The organism is Mesorhizobium sp. CNPSo 4671, from assembly GCF_057784245.1.
The window spans coordinates 707,997-722,102 of record NZ_JBWLUW010000002.1 but is presented as its reverse complement, the minus strand read 5'-3'; the positions used below and the strand labels follow the sequence as shown (position 1 = coordinate 722,102).

Annotated in this window: 15 protein-coding genes; 9 read left to right on the top strand and 6 right to left on the bottom strand. The window is 63.3% G+C overall.

Going from position 1 to position 14,106, the window contains the following annotated elements:
* Window positions 1-26: 26 nt before the first annotated feature.
* Window positions 27-461 carry an EF-hand domain-containing protein gene (locus tag AC04SF_RS08000; RefSeq protein WP_488477292.1) on the bottom strand — a complete coding sequence of 145 codons (435 nt, stop codon included), beginning with the start codon at window positions 459-461 and terminating at the stop codon, window positions 27-29.
* Between the two features lie 251 nt (window positions 462-712).
* Between AC04SF_RS08000 and AC04SF_RS07995 the strand changes: the two genes are divergently transcribed.
* The 4 genes from AC04SF_RS07995 (at window position 713) to AC04SF_RS07980 (ending at window position 2,584) form a co-directional block, all read left to right on the top strand.
* Window positions 713-1,135 carry an EF-hand domain-containing protein gene (locus AC04SF_RS07995; protein ID WP_488477291.1) on the top strand — a complete coding sequence of 141 codons (423 nt, stop codon included), beginning with the start codon at window positions 713-715 and terminating at the stop codon, window positions 1,133-1,135.
* Window positions 1,136-1,171: 36 nt separating this feature from the next.
* Window positions 1,172-1,597 carry a BA14K family protein gene (locus tag AC04SF_RS07990; RefSeq protein WP_488477290.1) on the top strand — a complete coding sequence of 142 codons (426 nt, stop codon included), beginning with the start codon at window positions 1,172-1,174 and terminating at the stop codon, window positions 1,595-1,597.
* A 53-nt stretch (window positions 1,598-1,650) separates the two neighbouring features.
* Entirely contained in the window at window positions 1,651-2,091 is a 441-nt protein-coding gene (locus AC04SF_RS07985) for a VOC family protein (protein WP_488477289.1), read from the top strand.
* A gap of 220 nt (window positions 2,092-2,311) precedes the next feature.
* Window positions 2,312-2,584: a hypothetical protein gene (locus AC04SF_RS07980; RefSeq protein ID WP_199641784.1), complete on the top strand. Its 273-nt coding sequence runs from the start codon at window positions 2,312-2,314 to the stop codon at window positions 2,582-2,584.
* 80 nt (window positions 2,585-2,664) lie between these two features.
* Here AC04SF_RS07980 and AC04SF_RS07975 read toward each other — a convergent pair whose 3' ends face one another.
* The 4 genes from AC04SF_RS07975 to AC04SF_RS07960 all read right to left on the bottom strand — a co-directional run bounded on the left by AC04SF_RS07975 (window position 2,665) and on the right by AC04SF_RS07960 (window position 7,327).
* Window positions 2,665-3,816 (bottom strand): substrate-binding domain-containing protein, encoded by a 1,152-nt coding sequence (locus AC04SF_RS07975; protein WP_488477288.1) that lies wholly within the window; start codon window positions 3,814-3,816, stop codon window positions 2,665-2,667.
* Window positions 3,817-3,895: 79 nt separating this feature from the next.
* A complete protein-coding gene (locus AC04SF_RS07970) occupies window positions 3,896-4,897 on the bottom strand; it encodes an ABC transporter permease (RefSeq protein ID WP_488477287.1) in 1,002 nt (333 codons plus the stop codon).
* Window positions 4,894-6,465, bottom strand: a complete 1,572-nt coding sequence (locus tag AC04SF_RS07965; RefSeq protein WP_488477286.1) for a sugar ABC transporter ATP-binding protein — start codon at window positions 6,463-6,465, stop codon at window positions 4,894-4,896. Before AC04SF_RS07965 ends, AC04SF_RS07970 begins: the two co-directional genes overlap by 4 nt.
* A gap of 118 nt (window positions 6,466-6,583) precedes the next feature.
* Window positions 6,584-7,327: a DeoR family transcriptional regulator gene (locus AC04SF_RS07960; protein ID WP_488477285.1), complete on the bottom strand. Its 744-nt coding sequence runs from the start codon at window positions 7,325-7,327 to the stop codon at window positions 6,584-6,586.
* A gap of 379 nt (window positions 7,328-7,706) precedes the next feature.
* On the opposite strand from AC04SF_RS07960, the gene AC04SF_RS07955 reads away from it, so the two are divergent.
* Both AC04SF_RS07955 and AC04SF_RS07950 read left to right on the top strand, forming a co-directional pair.
* Window positions 7,707-8,597 carry a hypothetical protein gene (locus tag AC04SF_RS07955; protein ID WP_488477284.1) on the top strand — a complete coding sequence of 297 codons (891 nt, stop codon included), beginning with the start codon at window positions 7,707-7,709 and terminating at the stop codon, window positions 8,595-8,597.
* Between the two features lie 10 nt (window positions 8,598-8,607).
* Complete coding sequence (locus tag AC04SF_RS07950; RefSeq protein WP_488477283.1) at window positions 8,608-9,237, top strand: DUF2272 domain-containing protein; 630 nt, start codon at window positions 8,608-8,610, stop codon at window positions 9,235-9,237.
* A 102-nt stretch (window positions 9,238-9,339) separates the two neighbouring features.
* On the opposite strand, the gene AC04SF_RS07945 is transcribed toward AC04SF_RS07950, so the two are convergent.
* Entirely contained in the window at window positions 9,340-9,954 is a 615-nt protein-coding gene (locus AC04SF_RS07945; RefSeq protein WP_488477282.1) for a TetR/AcrR family transcriptional regulator, read from the bottom strand.
* 279 nt (window positions 9,955-10,233) lie between these two features.
* On the opposite strand from AC04SF_RS07945, the gene AC04SF_RS07940 reads away from it, so the two are divergent.
* From AC04SF_RS07940 to AC04SF_RS07930, 3 genes are read left to right on the top strand one after another with little or no spacing between them, the layout of a single operon-like run.
* Window positions 10,234-10,731, top strand: coding sequence for a (2Fe-2S)-binding protein (locus AC04SF_RS07940; RefSeq protein ID WP_096448098.1), 498 nt, complete (start codon window positions 10,234-10,236; stop codon window positions 10,729-10,731).
* Complete coding sequence (locus AC04SF_RS07935; protein WP_488477281.1) at window positions 10,728-11,786, top strand: FAD binding domain-containing protein; 1,059 nt, start codon at window positions 10,728-10,730, stop codon at window positions 11,784-11,786. The genes AC04SF_RS07940 and AC04SF_RS07935 overlap by 4 nt, the downstream gene beginning before the upstream one ends.
* The gene (locus tag AC04SF_RS07930) at window positions 11,776-14,034 is read left to right on the top strand and encodes a xanthine dehydrogenase family protein molybdopterin-binding subunit (protein ID WP_488477280.1); all 2,259 of its coding nucleotides are present in this window, start codon (window positions 11,776-11,778) and stop codon (window positions 14,032-14,034) included. Before AC04SF_RS07935 ends, AC04SF_RS07930 begins: the two co-directional genes overlap by 11 nt.
* Window positions 14,035-14,106: the final 72 nt, after the last annotated feature.

The following is a 14,106-nucleotide window of genomic DNA, read 5'->3' as shown; positions in this document are numbered from 1 at the left end:
TTTTGTAAAGGGAATAATTGCTGCGATCAGTTGGAACGCTCAGCTATCAGCTTGCGGACGGTTGCGATCTCGTCCGCCGAAAGCCTGCCGTCGCCGTTGCGATCAACGAGGTCAAACAACGGCATGCTGCTGGCGAATTCCTGTTCTGACACCTTGCCGTCGCCATTGGTGTCCATGCGCCGCCAGCGGTTGCCGAGCCGCGCCTGCGCCACCTCGGCGCGATCCTTGATCGCCTGACGGGCGCTCTCCATCTCCTTCTCGTCGATGACGCCATCGCCATTGCGGTCAAGCCGCTTGAACAGGCGCTCGCGGGCGGCCGTCATCTCATCCTTGGAGATGACGCCGTCGCCATTGGTATCGATCCGTTGCAGGATGCGCTGGCCCGGCATGTCCTGTGCCTGCACCGCGCAGAGCGGTGTGAGCCCGATGAGCAAGGCCGCAATCAGTACTGAGCGTTTCATGATGATGTCCTTTCATTGTCAGGCCGCGGGGGGCGACTGCTGACCGATACGCAGCGAGAGCCGGGCTCCTACGCTCGACACGCAAGATTCTTTGCCGGCCTTGAATTCTCTATCGAGGCGGGGATAGGCGGCTGTGCTGGCCGCACCTCGAAAAAATCATCTCGCTTTGCGTAGGACCACCACAGGCGCTGCGTAGAAGGCTCTGCAAGGACGGTCCGCGGCGGACCATCCGACCCAATGCGGAGATCAATATGAACAAGATCGTCATGGCTCTTGCTGGCATGCTGCTCTGCACCGCCAGCGCCTGTGCGGCGGACGGCAGTGCCAGGGACCTCTTCCGGCACATAGACACCAACGGCGACCGCAAGCTCGAATTCAGCGAAATCCGGGCCGCGCGGGCGCAGATGTTCGACCGGATGGATGCCAACCACAATGGTTTGCTCGACGCGGACGAAGTGCGTGCCGCGGTCGAGCAGGTGAAGTCGAAGCGCGACTTCCAGGCCGCCCAATTCGCCGGCTTCCAAGCCCAGGCCCGCCGTATCGACCGCAATGGCGACGGCAAGATTTCGCGCGACGAGTTTGCCGCCTTCATTCCGGACCGATTGCTGCAGGCGGACACGAACAGCGATGGCGCGCTTTCGATCTCCGAACTGCGGGCGCTCCGACGTCAGTGATCCCAACCCTTCGACCCCATCCACAGGAGTGAAAAGATGAAACGGACAATCACAGCGTTTTGCGGTTTGATGATTGGAGCTACGGTACTGGCCTCGCCGGCCCAGGCCTTGCCGGTCGTGCCGGCCCCTGCCCCGGCGTCGTTCACCACAGGGCCGACACCGGTCTGGTTTCGCCGCGGCTTCTACGTCGTCGGCGGCGGATACTACTACAATGGCTATCGCGGCTATGTCCGCGTGCGGCCAGGCTATCGCTATTACAACGGCTACTGGTTCCCCGCCGCCGCCTTTGCCGCCGGTGTCGCGGCTGCGTCCGTCGCGCCATCGCCGCCGCCTCCCGCCGTCCGTCTGGAAGCCGCGCATATACGCTGGTGCTATGGGCGTTACGTCTCCTACCGTGCCTGGGACAACAGCTATCAGCCCTATAACGGGCCTCGCCAGCAATGCTGGTCGCCCTATAGTTGAAGCGGGGAAATCCGTCCTCGATCGCCCCTGCGCGGAACACCATGGAGAATGACATGATCGCCAATCGCTCGATGCCCGCGAGCGCGGTCATACCCGTGCTGTCCTATCCCGACGTCGAGACGGCCAGCCGCTGGCTCTGCCAGGTTTTCGGGTTCGAACAGCGGCTGATCATCGGCAACCACCGCCAGCAGCTCGGCTTCGGGTACGGAGCGGTGATTGTCACCGGATCGAACAACAGCGAACCTATATGCGAGCAGGCCGGCGCGCCGTTCGCGGTGATGGTGCGTGTCGAGGATGTCGACGCCCATCACAAGCGAGCTGCGCGCCGCGGTGCCGTGATCCTGAGCCCGCCGGCCAGCTACCCCTATGGCGAGCGCCAATATTCCTGCCGCGACTTCGCTGGCCACCGCTGGACGTTCTCGCAATCGATCGCCGACGTCGCGCCTGAGGACTGGGGTGGCGTCGCGATCGGCAATCGAGCAGTCTCGGAATAGGCATCAGTCCCGCCTCGGTCGCCATATCGTCGACCGGCAGCAATGGTTTCCAATTCATGACTCCAGGGAGGGGTAGAACGCACGTCACACCGTTGGCAACCATTCCATCAGCAACAGCTAATTGACAGTCTACGGGAAACGGCGCTCACTGGCCTGCACAGGTGGATCGCAGTATCGGCGGGCGATATCGGCCGCCGACGTTACCCCTGGGGAGGATGCCATGCCAACCGTAATCGGCCATCACGACATCTCGAAAGACAGCAAGCACTGGCTCAGTTCACCCAAGCGCAAGGAGCTTTTCGGCTCGCTGGGGATCACCAACATCCGCACCTTCGTCGATCCGCAGAACCCGAAACGGGTGGCCGTGATGATGGATGTTCCGGACATGGATAAGATGGCCGCGCTGATGCAGAGCAAGGCAGCAGCCGACGCGATGGCGCATGATGGCGTGGTGCCGGAATCGCTGGTGATCCTGGTCGAGGCCAAGGCGTAGCCGCGCCGCCAGCAGGGGTGCACGTCTTTAGCGTCAGCCAGACATGGGCGCGGGTTTCCCCCGCGCCCATCTCCCCTACCTCAATTGCACTTCGGCTTGGCGCTGCTGCAGGCGTCGACCAGTTCGGCCGGCGGATCCTTGTGGAAGACGGTCTTGTAGGATTCCAGCACGTTGGACTGCACCACCGGCAGCGACTGCACGCCGACCCAGGCGGGCGTGGGTTGCCCGATCAGCGCCTTCATCATGGCCATCGCCTCGGCGACGCCCTGATCATAGGGGCGCTGCGAGCCGGTTGCCTTGAGTGGCCCGCCCTTGGCGATCTCGATCGCCGACTGCAGGCCGAGATCGACCGTGGTGATCGGAATGTCGATGCCTTGCGCACGCATCGAGGATAGCGTGTCGAGCGCCGGCTGGTCCCAGACCGCGAACAGGCCTTTCACATCGGGATTGCCGGTGAGGAAGTCGCCGGCGATCTGCGAGACTTTCGAGGGATCGGTGAAGTCGACCTGCTTCAAGACGATGTCGGGCCGGTTCGCCTTCATCCACTCGCTGACCCCCTTGGTCCGCTCATTGGTGCTGAAATAGTCAACGCCGAAATTCACCAGCCCGATCGTGCCACCCTTGGGCATGCAGGACGCCAGGATCGTTGCCGCGATCTGACCATTGCCCTGGCTGTCGGCCGAGATCATCGAGGCAAAATCCTTCGGCGACGAGAGGCCAACCGGAATGCTGTCCATGAACACCAGCTTGATGCCGGCCTCGCCCACTTTCTTGTAGGTCGGCGCCGTCGCGGTGAAATCGACGGGGATGGAAATGATGCCGTCGGGATGCTGCTGGATGGTGTTCTCGATATCGGCGATCTGCTTGTCGACTTGATATTCGGCCGACGCCACGCCGGTGACGGTGACGCCATATTTGGCCAGCGTTTCGCTGATGCCCGCCACCTGCAACTGCGACCAGTCGAGGTTGACCGTCTGCATGGAGATGCCGACCTTGAACTTGCCCGCCTTGACCTTGGCGGCTTCGTCGTCGGTCAGTTTCAGCTCGTCGGGCGAAGCTGCCTTTTCGCCATGCGGGCCCTGGCCGACAATGCCCTTGGGGCCAAGCGTCGCCATGTCGACGCCGGTAACGCAGGTGTCGGGCGTTTGCGCCAGGCCTAGGGTCGTCGACAGCGCAAAGGCGCTGGCGGCGAGGCTCAATGTGCTGAACAGGATTCTTGCCGATTGTTTCATGACTTCCTCCGTTGATTTCTGACGTTTGTTTGCCGTTTGGAGCCGGCTGTCTTCTGCTGATATCCGCGAGATGCGCGCCTTACCTCCTCGTGAACGCGACCGCGGCGACGATGATTGCTCCCTTGATGACAAGTTGCAGCGACGAGCTGACGCCGAGCAGCACCAGCCCGTTGTTGAGCGTGCCGATGATCAGGCTGCCGAGCAGCGTGCCGAGCACGAAGCCGCGGCCGCCGAACAGGCTGCAGCCGCCGAGGATGACCGAGGCGATGACGTCGAGTTCCATGCCTTGCACGACGTCGGGCCGCGCCGCGTGCGAGCGCGCCGACAGGATCAGCGATGCCAGCCCGGCGAGCGTGCCGGTCAGCACGAAGGCGAGCGTCGTGACCTGCTTGATATGGACGCCGGAATAAAGCGCCGCCGTCGGGTTGCCGCCGGCGGCGTAAACCCGCCGTCCATAGACACTGTAGTGCAGCAGCAATATGCCGGCGACGGTGACGCCGAGCGTCCACAGGATCGGCGCCGGGACGCCGAGCACCGAGCCCTCGCCGAAGATCGCGAAATAATGCTCGTTGGTGATGATGACCGGCTTGGTGTTGGTGACCATTAGCGCCAGCCCGCGCGCGCCGCTCAACGTGCCCAATGTCACCAGGAAGGACGGGATTTCGAGGCGCGTGGTCAAGACACCGTTGATCAGCCCGATCAGCGCGCCGGTGCCCAGCCCGGCCAGCGCGCCGATGACCCAGTTGTTGGCGACAAGAGCCATGGCCAGCGACGCGCTCATGCCCGAAAGCGCCAGCGTCGAGGCGACGGACAGGTCGATCTGCCTGGAGATGATGACGAATGTCATGCCGACCGCAATGATCGACACCAGCGTCGTCTGGCGGCCGATGTTGAGAAAATTGTCGATCGACAGGAACCAGGGCGATGCCAGGCTGAAGACGATCAGCATGATGGCGAAGGCGACATAGAGCATGTAGGGACGCTCGCCCTGCAGCAGATGCTGCAACGCCGAGCGACCGCCCTGCTGGTTGGCGGCGCCCTTCGCCATTGCTGCCTTTGCCGGGCTTTCAGTGTCGGTCATGCCGCGTGCTCTTCCGATGGCTGCGAAAGTTGAATGAGGTGATGGAGGTCTTCGGCGCTGCCGAATTCCGACCGCGCAATCGTCCTGGTGATGCGGCCATCGACGACGATCGAGATGCGGTCGCAGAGCTGCAGCAGCTCGGAAAGGTCCGAAGACACCAGCAGTACCCCGCTGCCGGCCACTGCGGCGGCATGAATGACGCCGTAAATCTCCTCGCGCGCGCCGACATCGACACCGACCGTCGGCTCGTCGAGCAACAGCACGCGCGGCCGCGGCTCGTTCCATTTGCCGAACACCACCTTCTGCTGGTTGCCGCCGGACAGGTTCTTCACCAGGGTCGACGCGCCTGGCGCCTTGACGGAAAGCCGGCGCATCGCCGCATCGGCGTGTTCGCTCGCTGGCCGCCGCTGCAGCCAGCCAAGCCGCGAAAAATACGGCAGGCGCGGCAAGGTCAGATTGCGCTCGATCGAATGTTCGAGGACCAGGCCCTGGACGTGCCGGTCCTCCGGCACCAGCGCGATGCCCAGCCCTATTGCTGCCGCCGGATCGACGTCCTTCAACGAGACACCGTCCAGCCTGGCCTCACCCGACTGGACGGGCCGCAGGCCGAAGATGGTCTGCAGGATCTCGGTGCGTCCGCTGCCGATCAGCCCGGCAAGGCCATGGATCTCGCCGGCGCGCAATTCGAGACTGGCCCCGTCGAGCCGGTCATTGCTGACGCCTTTCAATTCGAGCACGGGCCTTTCGGATGACCCGACGGATGACAGCACGCTTTGCCGTGATGCCGTGCTGCCCGTCTTCAGCACAGCATGATCCGGGCCGACGATCGCGCCGACCAATTGCCGCATATTGGTTTGCGCAGTGACGAAAGTTCCAGCGTTCTGCCCGTCACGGAACACGGTCACCCGGTTCGAGATGCGGAACACTTCGTTGAGGCGATGGGTGACATAGATCACCCCGACGCCGCGCGCCGCGACCGCCCGGATGGCCTCGAACAGGATTTTTTCCTCATCGTCGGTCAGCGCCGAGGTCGGCTCGTCCAGGATGAGCAGGCGCACATCGCCCATCAGCGCCTTGGCGATCTCGGTCATCTGGCGATAGGCGAAGGGCAGCGAGCCGACCATGGCGCGGGCATCGAGCGGGATGTTCTGCGATTTGAGGAAGGCTTCGGCCTGCGCCGCCAGTTGGCGTTTCTTCAAGAAGCCAAGCCGCGTCTTCGGCTCTCGTCCCAAAAGGAGATTGTCGGCGACCGAGAGCGACTCGACCAGGCTCAGATCCTGATAGACCACCGCCACGCCGGCGTCGCGCGACTGGGCGGGCGAGGAAAACGAGACAGGCTTGCCGTCGATCTCGATCGAGCCGCCATCATGCACATGCACACCGCTCAGGATCTTGATCAGCGTCGATTTGCCGGCGCCGTTTTCGCCGAGCAGCGCGTGCACTTCACCGGACAGGATTTCGAGACTGACACCGCGCAGCGCATTGACGCCGCCGAACCGCTTCCTGACGCCCTCGACACGCAGCAAGGGGGTCCCGGAAATCAGCGCAATCGAACCCTGTTCGATCATTACGCCCGCACTTCCTCCCTTTGACGCGTCCCCTACCCAGACTGTCCGGAGTCTCTTTTGAGACTTCTCTTACTTTTTTTGTGACTTTTCCATCACCTTGGGGAAATGTCAAACGGAGTCAGGCTGGCGGCCGGAATGAATCCGGCCCGACCTCGCCATGTTCGGTGATGATAGCGTCGAAGCCGTCCATGGCTGAGAAAAAGGCGCGCTTGAGCTTGCCGATCTTGCTGGAGTCGATAACCAGATAATTTTCGCGCGCCAGGCTCATCACCTTCTGTTTCACCACCGCCTCGTGGAAATGCTCGCAGGTGGCGCCGCGCTTGGCATCGACGCCGGCGGCGGACAGGAAGGCGGCGTTGATGCCGACGCTGTTCAAAATGTCGAAATCATGCGTGCCCGAAAATGACGCCGACGCCGGGTGATAGACGCCCCCCAGCATGATGATGGTGACATTGGGTTTGCGGCTTAGGCGCTCCGCGACATTCATGGCGTAACATATTGCCGTTATTTGATAATTGTTGGGAATGAGATCGATCAGATGGATCAGCGTCGTGCCGCAGTCGATGAAGATCGTCTCGTCGGGCCGTATCTTGCGCACCGCATGCGCGCAGGCTTCGCGCTTCGCCGCCGCATGGCTGTCGGCCGCGGTCGCCAGTTCGTAGGGAACATCGGCCTCGATCTCGGCCGCCGCCAATATGTGCCCGCCGAGATAGGCTATCTGCCCCTGGTTGGTGGCGATGTCGCGCCGCACCGTCATCTCCGAGACGCCAAGCAGCGCCGCCGCTTCGCTGAGATGGATAACCCGTCGCTGCGACAGCAGATCGATCAGCCGTGCCGTCCTTTGCGCCTTGCGAGCAGTCATGCGTTGGGCCTGTGCATCCCTTGAAATGTGAGGATTTTAACAACCGCTCGCATTCAGATGCAAGCGCGGTGTGTGAGCCGGCTTGGCATGACTCTCCAAATGACAGGCCGTGCTCACCTTCGGACGGTTCGCGCACCATCAAGCTTTGACGGATCCCCCGCATCAAACCACAGCCCTGCCTATCCAGTCGGCACAAGCAGTCACGCTATGCCGAACAAAACATCTTGGAATCTCGCAACTGCGTCTCAAACGGCAGCGCTCGCCGACTGCACTCAATTTACAAATCGCTGAAGATCACCACCGAATTTCTTGCAGAACGTAATCCAGGCGCTTATGATCAAATCAATATCGGTCTAAGACTAATCCGGGGGGATAGCTCGTGGCCATTCATTTTGATGTAGTGCGCGACGGAAAGCATTACTCCGCCAGACCGGATAACGCATCCGCTTTCGCAATCGGCTCAAAAGTCTCCTATCGGAACAAAAAGACAGGAGTCGAGCGATTTGGCCTTTCAAACGATGGCGGATTCTTCGGTTCGGACGAAGCACGGAAGCAACTTTACGTAGCCTCCGACTATCAGACCGTCTATCCGTTCTGGTGTGATTTCATCGAGCCAACGGCGATTTGCGAAGGGCAGAGCTTCATCTCTCTCAATACATATGATCGAGCGAGATTTACGTTCGGGTTCGGACAATTTGCAGCTCACGTTCCTGATGGTGATTTCATACGCTGGTTCCGTGATATGCTGCAACGTCCGGAGGTGGTGGACTATTTTCCCAATCTTGAGGTGCGTGGCGGACGCATCGTGAAGGTTGAGGATAGCAAGATCATTCCCATGGAGGACGCGGGGTCTACAGAACCTCTGCAACTTTACTTCAATCCAACACTTGATGATGTCGAAGACGCCGAGGTTATAGCCGCGGCCAAGCTCATTCATTGGACTGGCAGCCATCCGGAAGCGCGGCTTCTGCAGGTTCAGCACATGATCAATACTGCGAGCAGGCTGGTGAAGGAAGCCGACAAAAGACTGGGGCTCGACGGCAGAGGTGCCGACATCTGTTGCGTGGTGATGGATGTGAGGCACCAGGGCCGCGCAGGGTTTGATGAATTGCAGGCAGCGCTTCTCGCCAAGAAGCCGTTTGATGCATTGCTCGAAGTCGGCGGACATGGGGAGCCTGAGCGCGTTAAGAACTTGAAAGCAGCCCTCGTGACTCGCCGGGCCGGACTTCAGCAGAAGAAATGGTCTCGCTCGGCCGGCAACTTTGTCTGAGGGGGCAAGAATGACATTCGTTGATGACCTGACAACAGTAGCGCGGCGCGAATGGACGCGCTGGGGCGGACCGGTGGAAAAGATCGACGGAACCTTAATCGGGTTCACGGACCCCCGCATGGAAGCCAAGCATCCATTTTGGACCTATGTCGGGGAGTACTGGCAGTCGATCGGCATCGATCTCGACGGCAGGGATGCTCCAGCATGGTCGGGAGCGTTCATCTGTTACTGTTTCAAGCAAGCCGGCGCCAAGAAGCGGTTTCCATATCAAGACAATCATTCGATCTATGTGTCGAAAATCGACTCGGGAAAATTCGCTGGACTATCCCTTGAGGATCCGGCCGCGACGACGCTTGCGATTGGCGACCTGTTGTGGGCAAGCCGAAGCGGCGAAAGCTGCAGGACGCCACCATCCAATTTCGCTGACGCGAAGACGGAACTGAGGAAGATTCGCGAGAAAACCGCGGATAGCTTCTGCAGTCATTGCGATATTGTCGTTGCAATACGACCAGGTGAGGCTGATGTCATTGGCGGCAACGTCAAACAGGCCGTCACCCGAACAACCTACAAACTCGATTCGAATGGCAGGATCAGGGACGGCAGGCGAACCTTCGTGGGTGTGATCAAAGTTTCGCTTTGAAGCCGTGAAGAGCGACCCGATCGATGCTGACGACGATCGTCATTGGAACGCTCTCGGAGGCTTCAGCCATAAAGAGGCTGGCGACAGCCTGTCATCCACCGGCTATTTCCCCGCCCCGAACCGCAACCCGTCCATCAACAGCTTGACCAGCCGCCGTGATCGGTCGCGCCATTCCGGCGTATCAGGGGCGGAGTAGATGCCGGACAGCGCGTGCAGCACGTCCGAGGCGTCGACATCGCCGCGGATGGTGCCGTCGGCCACCGCCGCCTCGACCAGTTGCCGCAGGGCCTGCGAGACGCGGCCCGACGTGTCGGAAAACAGCGTCGAATTGGTGGTGAGCAGTATGCGCAGGCTGGTCGCCAGGCCGCGCTTGGTGGCGATGTAATCGACGAAGCGCCGCATCCATTCTTCCAGCGCGATGTCGGAAGGATGTTTCGCCGCGAGCTCGCCGGCAGCAGCACACAGCGCCTCCACCTCGCGGCGGTAGACCACCTCGACAAGATGCTCGCGCGTCGGGAAATGCCGGTAGAGCGTGCCGATGCCGACACCGGCGCGGCGCGCGACCTCCTCCAGCGAGGCGTCGATGCCGCGCTCGGCAAAGACCGACGCCGCCACCTCGACCAGCCGGTCGCGGTTGCGCTGAGCGTCGGCGCGCAGCGGTTTTTCCACTGCGGCCTTCTCTGAGGCGATGTCGGCGTCTGCCAATTTTTTCTCCACGGACCAAATATGGGGGCTTGAACCCGGCCGGGCCAGCTCCCACCTAACAAACGGAGGCGCCTCCGCTTTAGTGGAGTGCCTTTATCATATAAGAAGGGGAAGCGGTATGTCACGTCTTTCGAACCTGCAAGCCGACATCTCCCCTGCCCGCCTGTTTCCCGGGACATCCGCTGTCATCTCCACCTCCGCCCACACCTGACCTTAAGGTTACCTTGCCCTTCTCCGGCAAGGCACCAGTTCACTTCCCATCCGCGTCAAGCAAACTGGAGCCAGACGCCCATGACCAGCCTTCCCATCACCCTCACCATCAACGGACACCGACACGCGCTGGAGGTCGACCCGCGCGTAACCCTGCTCGACCTCTTGCGGGAGCGGCTTGACCTCACCGGCACCAAGAAAGGCTGCGACCGCGGCCAGTGCGGCGCCTGCACGGTGCTGGTCGACGGCAAGCGCATCAACTCCTGCCTGGCGCTGGCGGTCAGCCATGACGGCGCCGATGTCTTGACCATCGAAGGCGTGGCCCATGGTGAAGAGCTGCATCCGGTGCAGGCCGCCTTCATCGCCCATGACGGCTTCCAGTGCGGCTTCTGCACGCCCGGCCAGATCATGAGCACGCTCGGCCTGATCGCCGAGGGACAGGCCGGCGACGATCCCGAACGCATCCGCGAGGGGCTGAGCGGCAACATATGCCGCTGCGCGGCCTATGGCGGCATCGTCGAGGCCGTCCTGGAAGCCCAGGAGAAACTTGCCACAGCCGACCGGAGGGCCGCGGCATGAGAGACTTCGACTATATCAGACCCGCCACCATTCCCGACGCCATCGCGGCGGCGGCCGAACCGGGCTCGGCCTACCTGGCCGGCGGCACCAATCTGCTCGACCTGATGAAGGGCGGCATCACCAGCCCCGAGCGCATCGTTGACATCTCGCGGCTGCCGGAACTCAACCGCATCGAGCGGCTGGACGATGGCGGCCTGCGCATCGGTGCGCTGGTCCGCAATGCCGATCTCGCCCACGACGCGGCGTTCGCAAAAGCCTATCCGGCGGTGGCCGAAGCGTTGCTGTCGGGAGCCTCGGCGCAGCTTCGCAACGCCGCCACGGTCGGCGGCAATCTCCTGCAGCGCACGCGCTGCAGCTATTTCTACGACACCGCCAGCGCCTGCAACAAGCGTGTATCAGGCGCCGGCTGCGATGCATTGGGCGGCGAGAACCGCCTGCATGCGGTGCTCGGCTGGAGCGATGCCTGCATCGCCACCCATCCGTCGGACTTCTGCGTGCCACTGGTGGCGCTCGACGCCGTCGTCGAGATCGAGGGCAAGAAGGGCCGGCGCCACGTCACGCTGGCTGAATTCCACCGGCTTCCCGGCGAAACGCCGCAGCGGGAGAATGCGCTGGAGCCGGGCGACCTGATCGTGGCGGTGCGCCTGCCGGCGGAGGCAGCCTCCTTCGCTGCCAATGCCCGTTACCTGAAAGTCCGCGAGCGCACCTCCTATGCTTTCGCCGTCGTCTCGGCCGCCGCAGCACTTGTCGTCGATGGCGGCAAAATCCGCGCCGCGAGGCTGGCGCTCGGCGGCGTCGCGGCCAAGCCGTGGCGGGCGCGCTCGGCGGAGGCCGTCCTGCTTGGCGCCGATGCCAACGCGGCGACCTTCGCCAGTGCGGCGGACGCCGCCTTGGCCGATGCCAGCCCCTCCGGCGACAATGCGTTCAAGATCGAGCTTGCCCGCCGCATCGTGGTCAGGGCGCTGACGTCTGCCTTGGCGGGAACGCCCGAGCGGCTGCCGGCCCTTCCTGCCTCCCCGTTCTCAAACAGTCCCGGAGCGCACCATGACGCTTGAACTCAGCCTCAACCAGCAACCCGCCCATATCAGGCAGGGCTCCAGCATCGGTCAGCCACTGACCCGCCGCGACGGCTTCCTGAAAGTCACCGGAGCCGCGCGCTACGCGGCCGACAACCATCCGCCCGGCATGCTCTACGCCGTGCTCGCTGTCTCCAGCATCGCGCGCGGCCGCGTTGCCTCGCTGGATATCGAGGCAGCCAAGGCGCACAAGGGCGTGGTCGAGGTGATGACGCCCAAGAACCGGCCGGCGCTCGCCGCCGACCCGGATGCCAAGGACCATCCCTTCATGTTCCGGCTCGACCTGCTGCAGAACGATCAGATCCGCTACCCCAACCAGAGCATCGCCGTCGTGATCGCCGAAACGCTGGAGGCGGCGACCGAGGGGGCGGCGCTGCTCTCGCCGCGCTATGAAGCGCTGCCGGCGCGCGTCGGTCTAGACGGTGCCGAAAGCTTCGTGCCGCGTGGGGTCGGCGTCGGCAATCCGGCCGTCCAGCACAAGGGCGATGTCGAGGCCGGCCTCAAATCGGCGAAGACGCGGATCGAGGCCACCTACGAGACGCCGGCCCAGTACCACAACGCCATGGAGCCGCACGCGATCGTCGCCGCCTGGGATGGCGACCGGCTGTCGATCGACACGCCGAGCCAGGGCCTGGCCATGGCGCAGGGCCGCATCGCCGGCCTGTTTGGCATCGCGCCGCAAAACATCCACATCCGCAGCCCCTTCCTCGGCGGCGGCTTCGGTTCGAAAGGCATGATTTCCGGGCCGCAGGTGCTGGGCATCCTGGCGGCGCGTCTCGTTGGCAGTCCCGTCAAGCTGGTGCTGCGGCGCGAGCAGATGTACGGGCCGGTCGGCCACCGCGCGCCGACGCTCCAGACCCTGCGCATGGGCATGGATGGCGAGGGGCGGCTGACGGCCATCGACCATCACGCCAAGACCACGTCGAGCACCTTCGACGATTTCTTCGAACCGGCGGCGGACGCCTCGCACACGCTCTATGCCAGCCCTGCCATCACCACCTCGCACGAGGCGGTGCGGCTCGACACCGGGACGCCGCTGTTCATGCGCGCGCCCGGCGAAGCCACCGGCTCGATCGCGCTCGAAAGCGCCATCGATGAGGCGGCGCACGCCTGCGGCATGGACCCGCTGGAATTCCGGCTGCGGAACTATGCCGAGGTCGAGCCGATGACCGGCAAGCCGTTTTCCTCCAAGGCGCTGCGCGAATGCTACAGACAGGCGGCCGAGACGTTCGGCTGGGCGAGCCGCCCACTGCAGCCGCGACTGATGCGCGACGCCGACGGTTTCCTCACCGGCTGGGGCATGGGCACCGCGACCTTCCCGGCCCTGATGTTCCAGGCCGAAGCGCGTGCGGTGCTGAAGGCCGATGGCAGCGGCCTGATGGAGACCGGTGCGCAGGATATGGGGCAAGGCGCCTGGACCGCCTTCGCCCAGATCGCCGCCGATGGGCTGGGGCTCGACATCGACCAGGTCGACTTCAGGGCCGGCAGCTCCGACCTGCCCAATGCGGGCATTGCCGGCGGCTCCGGCCATACGGCGACGGCCGGCATGGCGATCCACAATGCGGGTGCCGCCGTCATCGCCAGGCTCGCCGATCTCGCCACCGGCAACGAGGCCTCGCCGCTGTTCGGCGCCGGTAATGAGGGCGTTGTGGCGCGCGGCGGCCGGCTGTATCGCCGCGACGACGAAAATTGCAGCGAAAGCTACGCCGAGATCCTCACACGCGCCGGCCTGACGGAGATCGAAGGCCACGGCAAGGGCGCTCCAGACCCGGCGTCCCAGGAGACCTATGCCAAGCACGCGCATGGTGCCGTCTTCGCCGAGGTCAAGGTCGATCCCGATTTCGGCCAGATCCGCGTCACAAGGCTGGTCGGCGCCTTCGCCGCAGGGCGGGTCATCAATCCCAGGCTTGTGCGCAGCCAGTATTATGGCGGCATGATCTGGGGCGTCTCCTTCGCGCTGCACGAGGAAGCCGTCACCGACCGGCGCTCGGGCCGGATCCAGAATGCCAACCTCGCCGAATACCATGTCCCGGTGAATGCCGACGTGCCGTCGGTCGAGGCGATCCTGGTCCATGAGGACGACCCTTACGTCAATGCGCTCGGCATCAAGGGCGTCGGCGAAATCGGCGTCACCGGTACGGCTGGCGCGGTTGCCAACGCGATCTGGCATGCAACCGGCGTGCGGCCCCGCCGCTTTCCGATCCGCATCGAGGATCTGCTGGGGTGAGAAGTGACGAACGCCCGGAACGAAAGCGCCGGACGGACAGGTGGGCCTCCACCTGTCCAACATGAAATAATC

Bases quoted from the DNA above. Each gene is read 5' to 3' on its own strand.
- AC04SF_RS07985 (WP_488477289.1), top strand. From the start codon at position 1,651: ATGATCGCCAATCGCTCGATGCCCGCGAGCGCGGTCATACCCGTGCTG.
- AC04SF_RS07995 (WP_488477291.1), top strand. From the start codon at position 713: ATGAACAAGATCGTCATGGCTCTTGCTGGCATGCTGCTCTGCACCGCC.
- AC04SF_RS07940 (WP_096448098.1), top strand. From the start codon at position 10,234: ATGACCAGCCTTCCCATCACCCTCACCATCAACGGACACCGACACGCG.
- AC04SF_RS07975 (WP_488477288.1), bottom strand. From the start codon at position 3,816: ATGAAACAATCGGCAAGAATCCTGTTCAGCACATTGAGCCTCGCCGCC.
- AC04SF_RS07950 (WP_488477283.1), top strand. From the start codon at position 8,608: ATGACATTCGTTGATGACCTGACAACAGTAGCGCGGCGCGAATGGACG.
- AC04SF_RS07935 (WP_488477281.1), top strand. From the start codon at position 10,728: ATGAGAGACTTCGACTATATCAGACCCGCCACCATTCCCGACGCCATC.
- AC04SF_RS07990 (WP_488477290.1), top strand. From the start codon at position 1,172: ATGAAACGGACAATCACAGCGTTTTGCGGTTTGATGATTGGAGCTACG.
- AC04SF_RS07980 (WP_199641784.1), top strand. From the start codon at position 2,312: ATGCCAACCGTAATCGGCCATCACGACATCTCGAAAGACAGCAAGCAC.
- AC04SF_RS07965 (WP_488477286.1), bottom strand. From the start codon at position 6,465: ATGATCGAACAGGGTTCGATTGCGCTGATTTCCGGGACCCCCTTGCTG.
- AC04SF_RS07960 (WP_488477285.1), bottom strand. From the start codon at position 7,327: ATGACTGCTCGCAAGGCGCAAAGGACGGCACGGCTGATCGATCTGCTG.
- AC04SF_RS08000 (WP_488477292.1), bottom strand. From the start codon at position 461: ATGAAACGCTCAGTACTGATTGCGGCCTTGCTCATCGGGCTCACACCG.
- AC04SF_RS07930 (WP_488477280.1), top strand. From the start codon at position 11,776: ATGACGCTTGAACTCAGCCTCAACCAGCAACCCGCCCATATCAGGCAG.
- AC04SF_RS07970 (WP_488477287.1), bottom strand. From the start codon at position 4,897: ATGACCGACACTGAAAGCCCGGCAAAGGCAGCAATGGCGAAGGGCGCC.